Origin of the sequence: Cobetia marina, from assembly GCF_001720485.1 — a bacterium.
Lineage (GTDB): Bacteria > Pseudomonadota > Gammaproteobacteria > Pseudomonadales > Halomonadaceae > Cobetia > Cobetia marina.
In genome coordinates this window covers 3,795,344-3,811,348 of sequence record NZ_CP017114.1, presented here as the reverse complement: position 1 = coordinate 3,811,348, position 16,005 = coordinate 3,795,344, and the positions used below count along the sequence as shown (strand labels likewise).

At 61.1% G+C, this 16,005-nt stretch carries 9 protein-coding genes and 4 tRNA genes; 8 read left to right on the top strand and 5 right to left on the bottom strand.

Going from position 1 to position 16,005, the window contains the following annotated elements:
* Nucleotides 1–80 precede the first annotated feature (80 nt).
* The 6 genes from BFX80_RS16000 to BFX80_RS15975 all read left to right on the top strand — a co-directional run bounded on the left by BFX80_RS16000 (nt 81) and on the right by BFX80_RS15975 (nt 10,289).
* The gene (locus tag BFX80_RS16000; RefSeq protein WP_084209413.1) at nt 81–2,108 is read left to right on the top strand and encodes an NADPH-dependent 2,4-dienoyl-CoA reductase; all 2,028 of its coding nucleotides are present in this window, start codon (nt 81–83) and stop codon (nt 2,106–2,108) included.
* A 218-nt stretch (nt 2,109–2,326) separates the two neighbouring features.
* Nucleotides 2,327–3,442 carry a 1-aminocyclopropane-1-carboxylate deaminase/D-cysteine desulfhydrase gene (locus tag BFX80_RS15995; RefSeq protein WP_084209412.1) on the top strand — a complete coding sequence of 372 codons (1,116 nt, stop codon included), beginning with the start codon at nt 2,327–2,329 and terminating at the stop codon, nt 3,440–3,442.
* Nucleotides 3,443–3,653: 211 nt separating this feature from the next.
* Nucleotides 3,654–4,694: a threonine aldolase family protein gene (locus BFX80_RS15990; RefSeq protein WP_103751481.1), complete on the top strand. Its 1,041-nt coding sequence runs from the start codon at nt 3,654–3,656 to the stop codon at nt 4,692–4,694.
* 670 nt (nt 4,695–5,364) lie between these two features.
* The gene (locus BFX80_RS15985) at nt 5,365–7,287 is read left to right on the top strand and encodes a PrkA family serine protein kinase (RefSeq protein WP_077378796.1); all 1,923 of its coding nucleotides are present in this window, start codon (nt 5,365–5,367) and stop codon (nt 7,285–7,287) included.
* Between the two features lie 97 nt (nt 7,288–7,384).
* Nucleotides 7,385–8,668 (top strand): YeaH/YhbH family protein, encoded by a 1,284-nt coding sequence (locus BFX80_RS15980; protein WP_084209411.1) that lies wholly within the window; start codon nt 7,385–7,387, stop codon nt 8,666–8,668.
* A 46-nt stretch (nt 8,669–8,714) separates the two neighbouring features.
* Nucleotides 8,715–10,289, top strand: coding sequence for a SpoVR family protein (locus BFX80_RS15975; protein ID WP_077378801.1), 1,575 nt, complete (start codon nt 8,715–8,717; stop codon nt 10,287–10,289).
* 93 nt (nt 10,290–10,382) lie between these two features.
* Here the strand turns inward: BFX80_RS15975 and BFX80_RS15970 are convergent, their stop codons facing one another.
* On the bottom strand, nt 10,383–10,700 hold the full coding sequence (locus BFX80_RS15970; protein WP_077378804.1) for a high-potential iron-sulfur protein: 318 nt from the start codon (nt 10,698–10,700) through the stop codon (nt 10,383–10,385).
* A 454-nt stretch (nt 10,701–11,154) separates the two neighbouring features.
* Here BFX80_RS15970 and BFX80_RS15965 point away from each other — a divergent pair, with 454 nt between their 5' ends.
* Nucleotides 11,155–12,021 (top strand): DNA/RNA non-specific endonuclease, encoded by an 867-nt coding sequence (locus tag BFX80_RS15965; RefSeq protein WP_240499612.1) that lies wholly within the window; start codon nt 11,155–11,157, stop codon nt 12,019–12,021.
* Between the two features lie 284 nt (nt 12,022–12,305).
* Here the strand turns inward: BFX80_RS15965 and BFX80_RS15955 are convergent.
* From BFX80_RS15955 to BFX80_RS15940, 4 genes are all read right to left on the bottom strand, one after another.
* A tRNA-Leu gene (locus BFX80_RS15955) sits at nt 12,306–12,392 on the bottom strand.
* A gap of 100 nt (nt 12,393–12,492) precedes the next feature.
* Nucleotides 12,493–12,579: transfer RNA gene (locus BFX80_RS15950), tRNA-Leu, on the bottom strand.
* A 42-nt stretch (nt 12,580–12,621) separates the two neighbouring features.
* Nucleotides 12,622–12,708, bottom strand: a tRNA-Leu gene (locus BFX80_RS15945).
* Nucleotides 12,709–12,832: 124 nt separating this feature from the next.
* Nucleotides 12,833–12,919, bottom strand: a tRNA-Leu gene (locus tag BFX80_RS15940).
* Nucleotides 12,920–13,271: 352 nt separating this feature from the next.
* Between BFX80_RS15940 and rnr the strand changes: the two genes are divergently transcribed.
* The gene (rnr, locus tag BFX80_RS15935) at nt 13,272–15,989 is read left to right on the top strand and encodes a ribonuclease R (protein ID WP_084209409.1); all 2,718 of its coding nucleotides are present in this window, start codon (nt 13,272–13,274) and stop codon (nt 15,987–15,989) included.
* Nucleotides 15,990–16,005: the final 16 nt, after the last annotated feature.

Here is a 16,005-nt window from a genome sequence, read left to right as displayed (position 1 = left end):
ACGACCTGATGAGTTCCGCGTACTGGTGTCCCAGGGTCCGGTTGACGGCCACGCCAGTGCGACGGCAAGGAGCAAGCGCCATGACTGCCTATCCGAATATCTTCCGTCCGCTGAAGCTGGGACACATCACGCTGAAGAATCGCGTGCTGATGGGGTCGATGCATACCGGGCTCGAGGAAGCTCCCAATGGCTTCACGCGCCTGGCGGCCTTCTATCGCGAGCGTGCCCGTCATGGTGTCGCCCTGATCGTCACGGGAGGGATCGCCCCGAACCCGGAGGGCGCGGTCATGCAGGGGGCGGCCAAGCTGACCACCTCGCAGGAGGCGCAGCGTCATCGTGAAGTGACCGATGCCGTGCATGCCGAGGACGGGCGGATATGCCTGCAGATCCTGCATGCCGGTCGCTATGCCTATTCTCCGGATCAGGTCGCGCCTTCTGCCATTCAGGCCCCGATCAACCCCTTCATGCCGCGGGCGCTGAGCACCGAGGAAGTGAAAGGCCAGATCGCGGATTATGTGCGCTGTGCCACCCTGGCACGCGAAGCGGGCTATGACGGTGTCGAGGTGATGGGGTCCGAAGGTTACTTCATCAACCAGTTCATCTGTCGACGGACCAACCAGCGTGAGGATGAATACGGTGGCAGCTTCGAGAATCGCATCCGTCTGGCGGTGGAGATCGTCGCGGGCATCCGCGCGGCGCTGGGTGAGGATTTCCTGATCATCTATCGGCTGTCGATGCTGGATCTTGTCGATGAGGGCAGCACCTGGAGCGAGGTGGTCGCGTTGGGCAAGGCCATCGAGGCGGCCGGTGCCAGCCTCATCAATACCGGGATCGGCTGGCATGAGGCACGAGTGCCCACCATCGTCACCAGTGTGCCGCGTGCCGTCTTCACCGGACTGACCCAGCGCATGAAGGCGGAGCTCAGTCTGCCGCTGATCACCACCAATCGCATCAACATGCCGGACGTGGCCGAGTCGGTACTGGCGGAGGGACATGCCGACATGGTGTCGATGGCGCGTCCGTTCCTCGCTGACCCGGCGTGGGTCAGCAAGGCGCAGGCGGATGATGCCGCGATCATCAACACCTGCATCGCCTGCAACCAGGCGTGTCTTGATCACACCTTCCAGATGAAGCTGACCTCGTGTCTGGTCAACCCGCGAGCCTGCCACGAGACCGAGATGGTGATTGAGCCTGCTCGCCGCGTGCGGCGTGTCGCCGTGGTCGGAGGCGGTCCAGCAGGTCTGTCGGCGGCCGTCACCGCGGCAGAGCGTGGTCATGAGGTGGTGCTGTTCGAGGCGCAGGCGGAAGTCGGCGGGCAGTTCAATTTCGCGCGCCGCATTCCGGGCAAGGAGGAGTTTGACGAGACGCTGCGCTACTTCAACGAGGCGCTGGCACGCAATGGTGTCGAGGTTCGGCTCAATACGCGTGCCACCGCGGAGATGCTGGCAGCGTTCGATGCCGTGATCCTGGCCAGTGGCGTGCGTGCGCGTACGCCCGCGATTCCCGGTATCGAGGAGGGCATCTCGCGTGGCCAGGTGCTCAGTTATGGCGAGGCGATTCGTGCTCCGGAGCGAGTGGGGCGACGTGTGGCGCTGGTCGGTGCGGGAGGCATCGGGTTCGATGTGGCGGAGTTGATGACGCATCGTGAGCCGTCACCCTCGCTGGACGGCGAACTGTGGTGCGAGGAGTGGGGGGTGGATCTCTCGGTCAGCACCGCCGGCGGCCTCAAGACACCGACGCCCGGCGAGAGCCCTCGTGAGGTATGGCTGCTGCAGCGCAAGACCTCCAAGCCGGGCAAGCATCTGGGCAAGACGACCGGCTGGGTGCACCGGGCCACCCTCAAGCAGCGCGGAGTCAAGATGGTGGCGGGCTGCGATTATCAGTCCATCGATGCCGAGGGGATGACCGTCAGCATTGATGGCAAGGTCCAGCATCTGGCGCTCGACAGTATCGTGCTGTGTGCCGGCCAGGAGTCGGTGCTGGAGCTCAAGGCGCCCCTGGAGGCGGCAGGGATCGAGCTGCACATCATCGGTGGCGCCGATGAAGCCGCTGAGCTGGATGCCAAGCGCGCCATCGCTCAGGGCACCATGGCGGCCGCAGCCCTCTAGCCCGCTCCCGGGAGTCTCGGCTGGCCGGGTCGCCTTTTGTGGCGGAGCGAGTGTCGGCGAGATGGGGATATTCAGCGTTGAGTTGAGCCGAAGCTCTGCCTAGACTGAGAGTGGCCATCACGGTCGTCGTGTCTGCGTGACAATGACGGCCGTGATGGCCTTGTCGTCTCTCCGCCTTCTGCCGTTCTCACGGCGCATCACCACGATGGGACTCGCTCATGTCATCGCACGCAGCCGCTTCTCGCCAATCCACCGACGAGACTCTGCCGCCGGATGGCGCCACGGTCCTGTCCGCGCCTCAAGGCGCGCTCTCCTCTCCTGCTGCTGTCGCGTCTTCAGCGATTGTCGCGGCCTCGCCGATCGCCTCGCTCGATGCCGACTCCTCATCGGCAGGGGGCGGCCTGGAAGCACTGCTCGAGCTGTTCACCCTGCCACGGGTGGAGCGTCTTGACTGGCGCGTGGCCCGCGAGGCTGGGGTGGTGGTCGAATGCCTGCGGGCCGATACCCTGGATGCCGAGATATCCGGCAACAAGGCATGGAAGCTGCGCCTGCCACTGGCGCGAGCGCTCAGCGAGGGGCGAGGCATCATCAGCTGTGGCGGCGGCTGGTCGAATCACCTGCATGCTCTGGCGGCTGCCGGGGCGCGTCTGGGGGTGGCGACGCATGGCCTGGTGCGTGGGCATCCGGAAGCTCCGCTGACGCCGACGCTGAAGGATGCCATGGCCAACGGCATGCACCTGAACTTCATCTCACGGGCGGAATACAAACAGCGCGACCAGCCCGGGTTCTCTGCCCGCTTCAGTGATGCGCTGTGGGTGCCGGAAGGTGGGGGCAGCGTGGAGGGTGTGGCGGGGCTCGAGCCGTTGGCACAGGCGCTGGTGACACCTTGCAACGGAGAGCCGGCGCCCCAGCTGGTACTGATGGCCTGCGGCAGCGGGACCACGCTGGCGGGTGTTCTGAGTGCGCTGGGGGAGCGTGATGGTCTGCGTGTGATTGGCGTCCCGACCATGAATCACGGAGATCAGCTCTATCACCGTGTGCGTCGTCTGCTGGCCCGGAGCGGCGGCAGTGAGCAGAAGACACCGGAGTGGGGGCTGTGGTTGGGAGCGCAGGCGGGCGGCTTCGCCAAGGCACCCGCCTGGTTGATCGACTTCATCCAGCGCTTCGAGGCCGAGACCGGGTTGCAGGTCGAGCCGGTGTATACCGGCAAGTTGTTTGCCTCACTGGCCCACCACCTCGCCAATGGGATGATCGCCCCCGGGACTCGTGTACGGGTTCTGCATACGGGCGGTCTGCAGGGGCGCAGAGGGTACCCGGCTCTCGATGCTGCCTGAGGGATTTTCCTGCATGGCCGTCCCGTCGTGATGGTCGCGTCGGATCATGGCTGGCGGCGGCATGCAGCGCTGTTATGATGGGATTTCTACTGTGGTGCCTGCCATCCTGGGTACCGCGTTCGTTTCATCGGGCAAGGTGACCCCTTGCTCTGCTCTGGATACTCCCATGACGACTGACGCCCTCGCCACGACCCGCTCCGCGGCCACTGACATCGATGACACCTGTACATCACGTTTTCTGGCCAGTGACAACACGTCCGGTATCTGCCCCGAGGCGATGGCATACATGATGCGAGCCAATCAGGATGATGATCTCGCCTATGGCAACGACCGCTGGACTCAACAGGTGACGGACAGCTTCCGTCAGCTGTTCGAGACCGAGTGCGAGGTATTCTTCGTCTTCAATGGCACGGCGGCGAATTCCCTGTCGCTGGCGCATCTGTGTCAGTCCTATCACAGCGTCATCTGCCATGAACTGGCCCATATCGAGACTGACGAATGCGGAGGGCCGGAGTTCTTCTCCAATGGCTCCAAGCTGCTCAATGCGCCGGGTCCGAATGGCAAGCTGACGCCTGAAGGCATCGAGCGACTGGTCACCAAGCGCAGTGATATCCATTATCCGCGCCCGCGTGTCATCTCGCTGACCCAGTGCACCGAAGTCGGCACCGTCTATAGCCTGGAAGAGCTTCAGGCGATTCGCGAAGTGGCTGACCGTCATGATCTTCAGATCCACATGGATGGTGCGCGCTTTGCCAATGCCTGTGCCTCGCTGGGCGTCTCTCCGGCCGAGCTTACCTGGAAGGCCGGCGTGGACGTGCTGTGCTTCTCCGGTACCAAGAATGGGCTGGCGATGGGGGAGGCGGTGATATTCTTTGATCGCGAGCAGGCCCGTGACTTCGACTATCGCTGCAAGCAGGCCGGTCAGCTTGCCTCCAAGATGCGTTTCATCGCCGCGCCGTGGATGGGGCTGCTCGAGAATGACGTCTGGCTGGACAACGCACGTCATGCCAACACCATGGCGCAGTATCTGGCCGAGCGACTCGAGGCATTGGACGGCATCGAACTGCTGTTCCCTTGTGAGGCCAACAGCGTCTTTGCCAGCTTCCCCGAGCATGTGCTGACGGCACTGCGTGAGCGTGGCTGGACCTTCTACACCTTCATCGGCGCAGGCGGCGCACGCTTCGTATGTTCCTGGAATACCAGTACGGATCTTCTGGATGCTCTGCTCTCTGATATCCAGAGCGCCCTGTAAGAAAGGGGACTGAGAGTGACACTCTCGTAGCGCGTACTGAAAAGTGTAAAAAAGCCCATCGGCCATCCGGTGGGCTTTTTTTTCATGAAGATTTTTCAGGACGTTGCGATGCGTCCATGCCCTTGCGGGGGTGTGACAAGGTCAGTGATCGCTACGGCCAAGGCTTCTGTCAGCAGTCGCCTCTTGGCCGCCCATGCTGGCGGTTTCGCATGTCATCGATTCGACTTCGGGTCGCTGGCGACACCTCGTGGGGCCGGATATGTGCAAGGACTGGCTGGCGAGACTCGCCGCTCTGTCCCTATTCTGAACGTGTGCTGCAGTGCGACGTGGCAGACATGGTGCCTTTCAGGAGGAGGGGCTTCAACGGCCACGAGGCGAGGCAATTCTTGCGCAACGGTGCGCTCGAGGAGGCGTCACTCCTGCCTCGTTCCAGATCGCGCTTGTCATGCAGGGACGAGGTTGTCCATTCGGGTGGCGAAAGTTCGTTGAATGCAGTGGGTCCATGTATTGGACACTCGCTACCTATATCGATCTATGCTGATAAACACGCCGAGGCAGTCACCTGAGCGCCAGCAGCGCGGGGCATCAAGTGACCTGGTACCACTGTCATCGTACAGGAGTGGCCCCGGCGATGGTCCCAGCGACCCCGAGTCGCGACAAGGAGGCTTCCATGAGCATCTTCGATCACGTGCAGAGCCGCTACGAGCGGGTCCAGCAAGAAGAGATGAGTCTCCAGGAGTACCTGGAGTTATGTCGGCAGGATCGTTCTGCCTACGCCAGCGCTGCCGAGAGAATGCTGGCGGCCATCGGTGAGCCGGAGGTCATCGATACCGCCAAGGATCCCAGTCTTTCCCGGATTTTTTCCAACAAGCTGATTCGACGCTACCCCAGCTTCGCCGAGTTCTATGGCATGGAGGAGGCCATCGAGCAGATCGTGTCCTACTTCCGTCATGCGGCTCAGGGGCTTGAGGAGCGCAAGCAGATTCTCTATCTGCTGGGGCCAGTCGGCGGCGGCAAGTCATCGCTGGCCGAACGACTCAAGCTGTTGATGGAGCAGATTCCCTTCTATGCCATCAAGGGATCACCGGTATACGAGTCGCCGCTGGGGCTGTTCTCGCTGGAAGAGGATGGCGAGGTGCTCGAGAAGGAATATGGCATCCCGCGCCGCTGCATGCGCAGCGCCATGTCGCCCTGGGCGGCCAAGCGTCTCAAGGAATATGGCGGAGATCTCAGTCAGTTCCGTGTCGTCAAGCTCTACCCATCCCGCCTGAACCAGATCGCCATCTCCAAGACGGAGCCGGGCGATGACAACAATCAGGACATTTCCGCGCTGGTCGGCAAGGTCGATATCCGTCAGCTCGAGCTCTATGCCCAGGATGATCCGGATGCCTACAGCTTCTCCGGCGGGCTGTGCAAGGCCAACCAGGGATTGATGGAATTCGTCGAGATGTTCAAGGCACCGATCAAGGTGCTTCACCCGCTGCTGACCGCGACTCAGGAAGGCAACTACAACCCGACCGAAGGCATGGGGGCGATTCCCTTCGATGGCGTGGTGCTGGCGCACTCCAATGAGAGCGAGTGGCAGGCCTTCCGCAACAATCGCAACAATGAGGCCTTCCTGGACCGCGTGTTCATTGTCAAGGTGCCCTACTGCCTGCGAGCCTCGGAGGAGGTGAAGATCTACGCCAAGCTGCTGGAGCACTCGTCGCTCAATCATGCGCCCTGTGCGCCAGACACCTTGCGCATGCTGTCCCAGTTCATCGTGCTGTCGCGCCTGCAGGAACCTGAGAACTCCAGTATCTATTCCAAGATGCGCATCTACGATGGCGAGAACCTCAAAGATACCGACCCTCGCGCCAAGTCGATCCAGGAGTACCGTGACAGTGCGGGGGTCGATGAGGGCATGGATGGTCTGTCCACGCGCTTTGCCTTCAAGATCCTCTCCAAGGTCTTCAACTTCGATGCCAGCGAGGTGGCTGCCAACCCGGTGCACCTGCTCTATGTGCTGGAGCAGCGCCTCGAGCAGGAGCAGCTGCCCAAGGAGACCCACGAGCGTTACCTGCGCTTCATCAAGGAGTATCTGGCCCCACGTTATGTCGATTTCATCGGCAAGGAGATCCAGACCGCCTATCTCGAGTCCTACTCCGAGTATGGCCAGAACATCTTCGATCGTTACGTGACCTACGCTGATTTCTGGATTCAGGACCAGGAATACCGTGACCCCGAGACTGGCGAGCTGCTCAATCGTCAGTCGCTCAATGAGGAGCTGGAGAAGATCGAGAAGCCGGCGGGCATCTCCAATCCCAAGGACTTCCGTCATGAAGTGGTCAACTTCGTGCTGCGCGCTCGCGCGCAGAACAACGGGATGAATCCGGGCTGGCAGTCCTACGAGAAGCTGCGTGCGGTGATCGAGAAGAAGATGTTCGCCAATACCGAAGAGTTGCTGCCGGTCATCTCCTTCAATGCCAAGGCATCGGCATCGGATCAGCGCAAGCATGAGGATTTCGTGGCGCGCATGGTGGATCGCGGATATACCGAGAAGCAGGTGCGTCTGCTGTCCGAGTGGTATCTGCGAGTGCGCAAGTCGCAGTAAGCCCTGCCGACTGACGACAGGCCTGCCGGCGGGCGTGATTGCCGCCGGCACTTGCCATCCGGTCTTTCGCTGAACGCGAGGCCGGCAAGGAGGGCGAATGAGTTACTTCATTGATCGACGCAGCAATGCGCGCAACAAGAGTGCGGTGAATCGCCAGCGCTTCATCAGGCGCTACCGCAGCCATATCAAACGGGCGGTGGAGGATGCCGTCAATCGGCGCTCCATCACCGACATGGAGCGTGGCGAGGAAGTCTCCATTCCGACTCGCGATATCTCGGAGCCGGTCTTCCAGCATGGCCAGGGCGGCAAGCGGCGTGTCATCAACCCGGGCAACAAGGAGTTCGTGGAAGGTGATCGCATGCGCCGCCCGAGTGGCGGCGGCGGTGGCGGCGGCAGCGGAGAAGGTCAGGCCTCCAACCAGGGCGAGGGCGAGGATGATTTTGCCTTCACCCTGTCGCGCGAGGAGTTTCTCGAATTCGTGTTCGATGGTCTGGAGCTTCCGCATCTGGAGCGCAAGCAGATCGCGGACATGGATGAAGTACGTCCGGTGCGGGCGGGTATCGCTCGCGATGGCACTCCCGCCAGGATCAATATCGTGCGCTCGATGCGTTCAGCCCAGGCGCGGCGTATCGCCATGCGATCCCCCATCAAGCGGGCGCTGAAGGAGGCCACTGACGCGCTTGAGCTTGAGGAGCGCAAGGATCCGGTGCTGCGCAACAAGGTGCGCATTGCCGAACTCAAGGCGGAAATCGAGCGTCTCGAAGCGCGCCTCAAGGCGGTGCCGTTTCTCGATACCTATGATCTGCGCTACAACCACCTCATCAACCAGCCGATGCCGTCCAACAAGGCAGTGATGTTCTGCGTGATGGATGTCTCGGGGTCGATGACACAGGCGCACAAGGATATCGGCAAGCGCTTCTTCCTGTTGCTCTATCTGTTTCTGGAGCGCAACTACGAGAAGGTCGAGCTGGTGTTCATTCGCCACCACACCGCCGCCAAGGAGGTGGATGAGGAAGAGTTCTTCTACTCCCGAGAGACCGGCGGCACCATCGTCTCCAGTGCTCTGACCTTGCTGGATGAAGTGATCGAATCCCGCTATCCGGCGGGTGAATGGAATCTCTACGTGGCTCAGGCATCCGATGGTGACAACTGGGATGACGATTCCACCAATTGTCGCGAGCTGATGATAAAGAAGCTGATGCCGCGTCTGCAATATTACGCCTACGTGGAGATCACCCCGCATGCGCACCAGGCATTGTGGGAAGAATATGAGCGAGTCGAAGCCGAATTTCCGGATCGCTTCGCCATGCAGCAGATTGTCGAGGCGGGCGATATCTACCCGGTATTTCGAGAGCTGTTCAAGCGCCGCATCAGCGCCTGATCGCATCATGTGACGCGCCCGGCCATCTGCCGGGCCGGGAGGCCCCATGAGCCAGAGACGTGATAATCGACTGGAAAATCAGCAACCGGCCAGTGGCTCCGATTGGACCTTCGAGCTTCTGGAGCATTTCGAGCACGAGATCGCGCGTATCGCTGCGCAGTATCGGCTGGATATCTACCCCAATCAGATTGAAGTCATCACTTCCGAACAGATGATGGATGCCTATGCCAGCATCGGCATGCCGGTGGGCTATCACCATTGGTCGTTCGGCAAGCAGTTTCTCTCGGTGGAGCAGGCCTATCGGCGCGGACAGATGGGACTGGCCTATGAGCTGGTGATCAATTCCGATCCCTGCATCGCCTATCTCATGGAAGAGAACACCCTGATGATGCAGATTCTGGTCATGGCGCATGCCTGTTATGGCCACAACAGCTTCTTCAAGGGCAATTACCTGTTTCGTGCCTGGACGGATGCCTCGGCGATCATCGATTACCTCGTCTTCGCCCGTAAGTACGTGTCCGAATGCGAGGAGCGCCATGGTGTCGATGCGGTCGAGCAGCTGCTGGACGCCTGTCATGCGCTCCAGAATTATGGCGTCGATCGCTACAAGCGTCCCTCGCCCATCTCGCCGGAAGAGGAGATCCAACGTCAGCAGGAGCGTGAGGCCTATCTGCAGGCTCAGGTGAATGCGCTGTGGACCACCATTCCGCAGGCCGAGGAGGAGGATGAGTTGATCGATGAGGTCAACGACCCACTGGGTCTGCATCGTCGTGGTCGCTACCCGCCGGAGCCTCAGGAGAACCTGCTCTACTTCATCGAGAAGAATGCACCGTTGCTGGAGCCCTGGCAGCGGGAGCTGGTGCGTATCGTGCGCAAGCTGGCGCAATACTTCTACCCGCAGCGCCAGACCCAGGTAATGAACGAAGGCTGGGCATGCTTCTGGCACTACACCATCATGAATCAACTCTATGATGAGCAGCTGATCGGCGAGGGGGTGATTCTCGAGTTCCTGCAGTCGCACACCTCGGTGGTGCAGCAGCCGGGCTTCGATCACCCGCATTACAATGGCATCAACCCCTATGCGCTGGGCTTCGCGATGTTCATGGACATCAAGCGCATCTGCGAGAATCCTGACGACGAGGACCGTGAGTGGTTCCCCGACATCGCCGGCAGTGACTGGTTGGAGACGGTGCATTTCGCAATGCGCAACTTCAAGGACGAGTCCTTCATCCAGCAGTTCCTGTCGCCCAAGGTGATCCGTGATCTCAAGCTGTTCTCGCTGGTGGATGACGACAGTGATGAGCATCTTCTCATCGATGCCATTCACGATAGTCGAGGCTACAAGCGCATTCGAGAGGCGCTGTCGGTGCAATATGCGCTCAGCCATCGCGAGCCGAACATCCAGGTGTGGGCCGCGAATATCCGGGGAGATCGCTCGCTGACGCTGCGCCATGTCCAGGATGATCGTCGCCCGCTGTCACGCAGCGTCTATCCCGTGATGCGCTATCTGCACCAGTTGTGGGGGTTCCCGGTGCATCTCGAATCATTGGAGCAGGATGAGATCGCGCGCCGCTACCAATGGCCGTTGCCGGAGGATGCTTCCGGCTCCACTGCGAGCTGACGTCTGGTCCCGGTAATACAGCCATGAAAAAGACCGCCTCGGGATTGGCTCCCGAGGCGGTCTTCTCGTATCAGGTCCGAGGCGCCGCCGGTATCATGCCGGGCGCTTGGTCCAGGACTGGCACCAGCCTTCGGGTGCCACGCTATTGCTGGGGAATAGCTGACAGCCCTTGTTCTCCGGCTTGTAGAACATGCAGTTGGTGCAGTCGGAGCCGGGCTTGAAGGCGGGGTGATCACTGGCTTCGCTGGCATCTTCCACATAGTGGAGCGCCTTTGCCTGCGGGTTGTCGGTATCCAGTGGGGGCAGGTCGGCGGCAAGGGCGCGCGGCGAGAGCACGGCAGCACCCAATGGCAGGGCGGCAAGCCCCAGCAGGCTGTTGCGCATGAAGTTACGACGGCTTTGATCAGCCATGGTCAGATTCCTTCTCATCGTTGGAGCACAGCCGGTGGGATGTGCTGCGGTCACGGCTCGCCTGTCAGGAGGCGCTTTCATGTCGATCGTTGCAGTGTCACTCGTGCCACGGGCGTCTTGATGAGCGCTCTGTGTGGCGCGGCTGGTCGCAAGCATCCTGGTACGGGAAGATGCAGGTGGCATGCCAGATACTGATCATGCGGTCAGATTCTGCGGTATCCGCCGTCGGGATGATCCCCCTCGTGGATATCTGCTCGCTGATGGTGCATGAAGCAAGTGCTGCCTGCTTATTGTGGCTTGAGTTGGGGCGGCCGTCAGCCTCGCGAACGGAACTCTGGCATGATGGAATGCTACGGTAGAACGTGAATGAAGTTGCTGCGGCTTGCGGGTCGTGACGGAATGACGAGCGCATGCCTTGCCGAGGCAATGGCAACGACAAGAAGGAAATGGCGGGATGCTGGATGTGATGGATGATATTCGCTCGGCCGGTCGCAAGCTGTGGCGAGGGTTTGGCGTCAGCGTGGCATTCGCGCTAGTGGGAGGTGGGCTGTGGTGGTGGCAGGAGCGTGATTACCAGCAGTTCTACGCCTGGCAGGGAGTGCCAGAGGCACGTGAACTTGACTGGAAGACGCTGGCGCGTGGCTTGCGCAGCGATGCCTACCTGGTGGGGTGGTCGGATCTGCGCGCCAATCCGTTATGGGTGACATGGCGTCTCGAGAATACCCAGGGGTCGCGGCTGGGGGAGCGTCCTGACGAGTTCGAGCGCGACTGGCGCTCGCTATGGCCCGTCACACCGGACAGCTATCGCAACAGTGGCTACGACCGCGGACACCTGGCGCCCAACTACGCCATCGGCAAGACCTACGGGGTCAAGGCCCAGCATCAGACGTTTCGCATGACCAATATCTCTCCACAGACACCGGCGCTCAATCGCAAGCTGTGGCAGCGACTCGAGGCGGCCATCATGGACAGGATTCTGCCGCGGGAAGAGGCGCTGTGGATCACCGCAGGTCCGGTCTTCACGGGAGAGATCGAGCGTCTGCCGAATCTGATCGAGATTCCGGATGGTTTCTACAAGATCATCGTCTCGCCCGGCACTGCTCGGCAGGCGCCTCGCGCCCTGGCGTTTCTCTTTCCTCAGCAGGTAAGAGGGGATGAGCCATTGGATCGCTTTCTGGTCAGCATCGATAGAATCGAATCTCTCACCGGTTTCGATTTCTTCCATGAGTTGCCGGACGATATCGAGCAGCGCCTGGAAGCCTCGGTACGTCGTGATGGATGGCAGGTCGAGAGTTTCAGCCGCATCCCGTCACGCTATTGAGTGTCTGATGACTCTGATGGCGCAGGGGAGGCAATGGGTCGTGCAGAAGGATGCGTCCGGGGATATTCGTCGCGCAGTCGCAGGAAATCCATCCACAGGCCAGGCAGTGGAAGCGGGTGTGGACAAGTCAGCAGGCGTCGGGGGGGATCTGTGTTTCTGGGAGCACGCGAAAGACAACGCAGGGCGCTGCAGGTCTGGATAAAGCAATGAAGCTGATAGCAGGGGGAGAGTATCGCGATGTGAGCAGCGGGCGCTGCGAGAAAGTACATCGGATGACAACTTGATGGTGCCCAGAAGAGGACTTGAACCTCCACGTCCATACGGACACTAGCACCTGAAGCTAGCGCGTCTACCAATTCCGCCATCTGGGCATCAAGTTGTGTGCTGAAGTCTCAAGAGCAGAGCCTTGCAGCGGAACGACCATGAAATCCTTGGTAGTGGATACCATGTTCCCTGTTCGAATGCGCATCGTGGTGCCCAGAAGAGGACTTGAACCTCCACATCCTTACGGATACTAGCACCTGAAGCTAGCGCGTCTACCAATTCCGCCATCTGGGCGAAGCGCGATACAGGGGTCGTTCATCGTGAGTCTGACATCCGTGGTGCCCAGGAGAGGACTTGAACCTCCACATCCTTACGGATACTAGCACCTGAAGCTAGCGCGTCTACCAATTCCGCCACCTGGGCAGACATCAGAACTCGTTTTGGTCCAAGGACCCGGATCAGCAGTCCAAGTTGTTGAAACTTGAATGCTTTACCCGTTTTCCGGTATCCATCCTAACGTGTGTCACGTCAACATGAAACCTGAAATTGGTGCCCAGAAGAGGACTTGAACCTCCACGTCCATACGGACACTAGCACCTGAAGCTAGCGCGTCTACCAATTCCGCCATCTGGGCAAGTGGTGCCGAATAATACGGATCTTCTGAGGGAATGCAAGAGGTTTCTGTTTTATTTGTGGCGTCAGGGGCTGCATGACGCATTTCGGTCGTCTGCCTTGCTGGCCGGAACTTCGAGATGGTGCAAGCTTTGGAAGACCCGATGGAAAAACAAGCGCTTGGCAAAGCCATGGAAGAAAGCCATGAAATGAGGCCTCCTGCATCACTCTGACGAGCTTCCGGGAGTCGGAAGGTTGGGGAATGGTTGGGTCGGCCCAATGGTAGGGGCTATAATGCGCGCATGAGAGACAACCAGTCATTCCGTGCCGCGCCCGCTGCCCGTCTCGAATTCATCGTCAAGGAATCCTGATTAATGACCCAATGGACGCTCAGCGACGACCCGCACGCGGAACGCGAAGCCCATAAGTACGACAAGCCCATCCCCAGTCGCGAGTATCTTCTCGACAAGCTGGAAGAGTATGGCAAGCCCATTACCCACGAGAACATGAGCCGCATGCTCGGTTTCGAGGACGACGAGCAGCAGGAAGCCGTGCGCCGTCGCCTCAATGCCATGGAGCGTGATGGCCAGGTGCTGCGCAACCGTCGTGGTGCCTATGCACTGATCGACAAGCTGGACCTGATTCGTGGCCGCATCGTCGGCCATCGCGATGGTTTCGGTTTCCTGGCGCGCGAAGATGGCGTCAAGCCGGATCTTGCCGTGCCGCCGCGCCAGATGCGTCGCGTCTTCCATGGTGATCAGGTGCTGGCGCGCGTCAGCGGCCGTGATCGCCGTGGTCGTGATGAAGTCACCATCGTCGAGGTGCTGGCTCACAATACCCAGACGCTCGTCGGCATCTATCGCCAATCCGAGCCGGACTTCGGGGTACTGATTCCGGAGAATTCGCGCATCGCGCAGGAAGTGATCATCCCCAACCGTGTGGCCAATGGTGCCAAGGACGGTCAGGTGGTGTCCGTGCGCATTACCCAGCAGCCCGCGACACGCGTGCAGCCGGTGGGGGAAGTGGTCGAGGTGCTCGGTGAGCGCATGGACCCGGGCATGGAGATCGACATCGCGATCCGCTCGCATGACATCCCCAGCGAATTCCCGCCGGAAGTCGAGGACCAGATCTCGACCATCTCCGCCGAAGTGCTGGAAGAGGACAAGAAGGGGCGTATCGACCTGCGCGAGACGCCACTGGTCACCATCGATGGCGAAGACGCGAAGGACTTCGATGACGCCGTCTGCGCCTGGCAGGACGACAACGGCAACTGGAAGCTGCTGGTCGCCATCGCCGATGTATCGCATTACGTGCGTGGCGGCAGTCCGCTGGATCAGGAAGGCTACGTGCGCGGCAACTCGGTCTATTTCCCGGGTCAGGTCGTGCCGATGCTGCCGGAGCTGCTCTCCAATGGTCTGTGCTCGCTCAACCCGCATGTCGATCGTCTGACGCTGGTCTGTGAGCTGACCATTTCCGCCGCCGATGGCGAGATGCTCGACTATCGCTTCTTCGAAGCCGTGATCCGTTCCCATGCGCGTCTGACCTACGAGAAGGTCGGCACCATGCTGACGGACCCGGAAAGTGAAGAAGGTCAGGCACTGTGTCAGCAGTACAACGAACTGCTGCCGTCGCTGCACAACCTGCACGCGCTGTACGGTGTGCTGCGCAAGGCGCGCGACAAGCGTGGTGCCATCGACTTCGAGACCACCGAGACGCAGATCCTGTTCAACGATGAGCGCAAGATCGAACAGATCGTGCCGCGTACGCGCAATGACGCGCACAAGCTGATCGAGGAATGCATGCTGGCGGCCAACGTCGCCACGGCGCGCTTCCTGGATCTGCACGATCTGCCGGCCCTCTATCGTGTCCACAAGCAGCCGGCACCTGAGCGTCTTAACAACCTGCGCGCCTTCCTGGGTGAGCTGGGCCTGACGCTGGAAGGTGGCGATGAGCCACAGCCGAAGGACTTCCAGGCACTGCGTGCCTCGATCGCCGAGCGCCCGGACCTCGACATCATCCAGACCGTGATGCTGCGCAGCATGACCCAGGCGGTCTACTCGCCGCAGAACGAAGGTCACTTCGGTCTGGCCTACGATGCCTACGCCCACTTCACCTCGCCGATCCGTCGTTATCCCGATCTGCTGGTGCACCGTGCGATCCGTTCCGTCATCCGTGGTCCGCGCAAGACCGACACCGTGCTGCGCGCCGAAGATGCCGTGACCGAGCGTCCGACCAAATGGTGCCCGTACACCTTCGAGCAGATGCTCGAGCTGGGTGAGCACTGCTCGATGACCGAGCGCCGCGCCGATGAGGCGACGCGTGACGTCAACGACTGGCTCAAGTGCGAGTTCATGAAGGACAAGGTCGGTGAAGTGCTGGAGGGTACCGTCGCGGCGGTCACCCAGTTCGGCCTGTTCGTGCGTCTGGATGCCTACTACGTCGAAGGCCTGCTGCACATCTCCTCGCTGCCGTCCGACTACTACCACTACGAGGCCGAGAAGCATCGTCTCAAGGGTGAGCGTGCCGGCGTCAGCTATGGTCTCGGCGATGGCGTCACCGTCCAGGTGGCTCGCGTCGACATGGATGAGCGCAAGATCGACTTCATGCTCAGTGACCCGACGCCGCGTCCCAAGCGCAAGCCGCGCAAGGCACGCAGCAGCGAGCGTGATGCTGACAAGCCCGCAAGCGGCAAGAGCGGTGCTGCCTCCGGCAAGGAATCTGCCCCCAAGGGTCGCCCCGGCAAGCGTGAGCGCGAGCGCCTCAAGTCCCTGACGGAAGAAGTCAGTCAGGAAGGCCAGGGTGGCGGTACGGACGGAGCGTCCGAGACGCCTGCGCAGGAGAGTCCTGCCCGCAAGCCGCGCAGCGAGCGTGATGAGCGTTCCGGTCGCGGCGAGCGCAAGCCCTCCACCGGTAATGAGCGTCCGTCTGCGCCTGAGTCTCCGGCAGCGGCGCGCCCGGCGGTGCCGAGCGGTCCGGAATCTGCTGACAGTCCGTTCGCGGCAGTCGCGCCGATGGGTGCCGCTGGCAAGGATGATCCGTCGCGCAAGCGCGGCTCCCGTTCTCGCGGGCGTCGCGGCAACGGCCGCAGCTGACCGCCGGCAAGATTCA

Coding starts and splice junctions, on each gene's coding strand:
- BFX80_RS15965 (WP_240499612.1), top strand. CDS start 11,155: ATGCTGGATGTGATGGATGATATTCGCTCGGCCGGTCGCAAGCTGTGG.
- BFX80_RS15980 (WP_084209411.1), top strand. CDS start 7,385: ATGAGTTACTTCATTGATCGACGCAGCAATGCGCGCAACAAGAGTGCG.
- BFX80_RS15995 (WP_084209412.1), top strand. CDS start 2,327: ATGTCATCGCACGCAGCCGCTTCTCGCCAATCCACCGACGAGACTCTG.
- BFX80_RS16000 (WP_084209413.1), top strand. CDS start 81: ATGACTGCCTATCCGAATATCTTCCGTCCGCTGAAGCTGGGACACATC.
- rnr (WP_084209409.1), top strand. CDS start 13,272: ATGACCCAATGGACGCTCAGCGACGACCCGCACGCGGAACGCGAAGCC.
- BFX80_RS15970 (WP_077378804.1), bottom strand. CDS start 10,700: ATGGCTGATCAAAGCCGTCGTAACTTCATGCGCAACAGCCTGCTGGGG.
- BFX80_RS15985 (WP_077378796.1), top strand. CDS start 5,365: ATGAGCATCTTCGATCACGTGCAGAGCCGCTACGAGCGGGTCCAGCAA.
- BFX80_RS15975 (WP_077378801.1), top strand. CDS start 8,715: ATGAGCCAGAGACGTGATAATCGACTGGAAAATCAGCAACCGGCCAGT.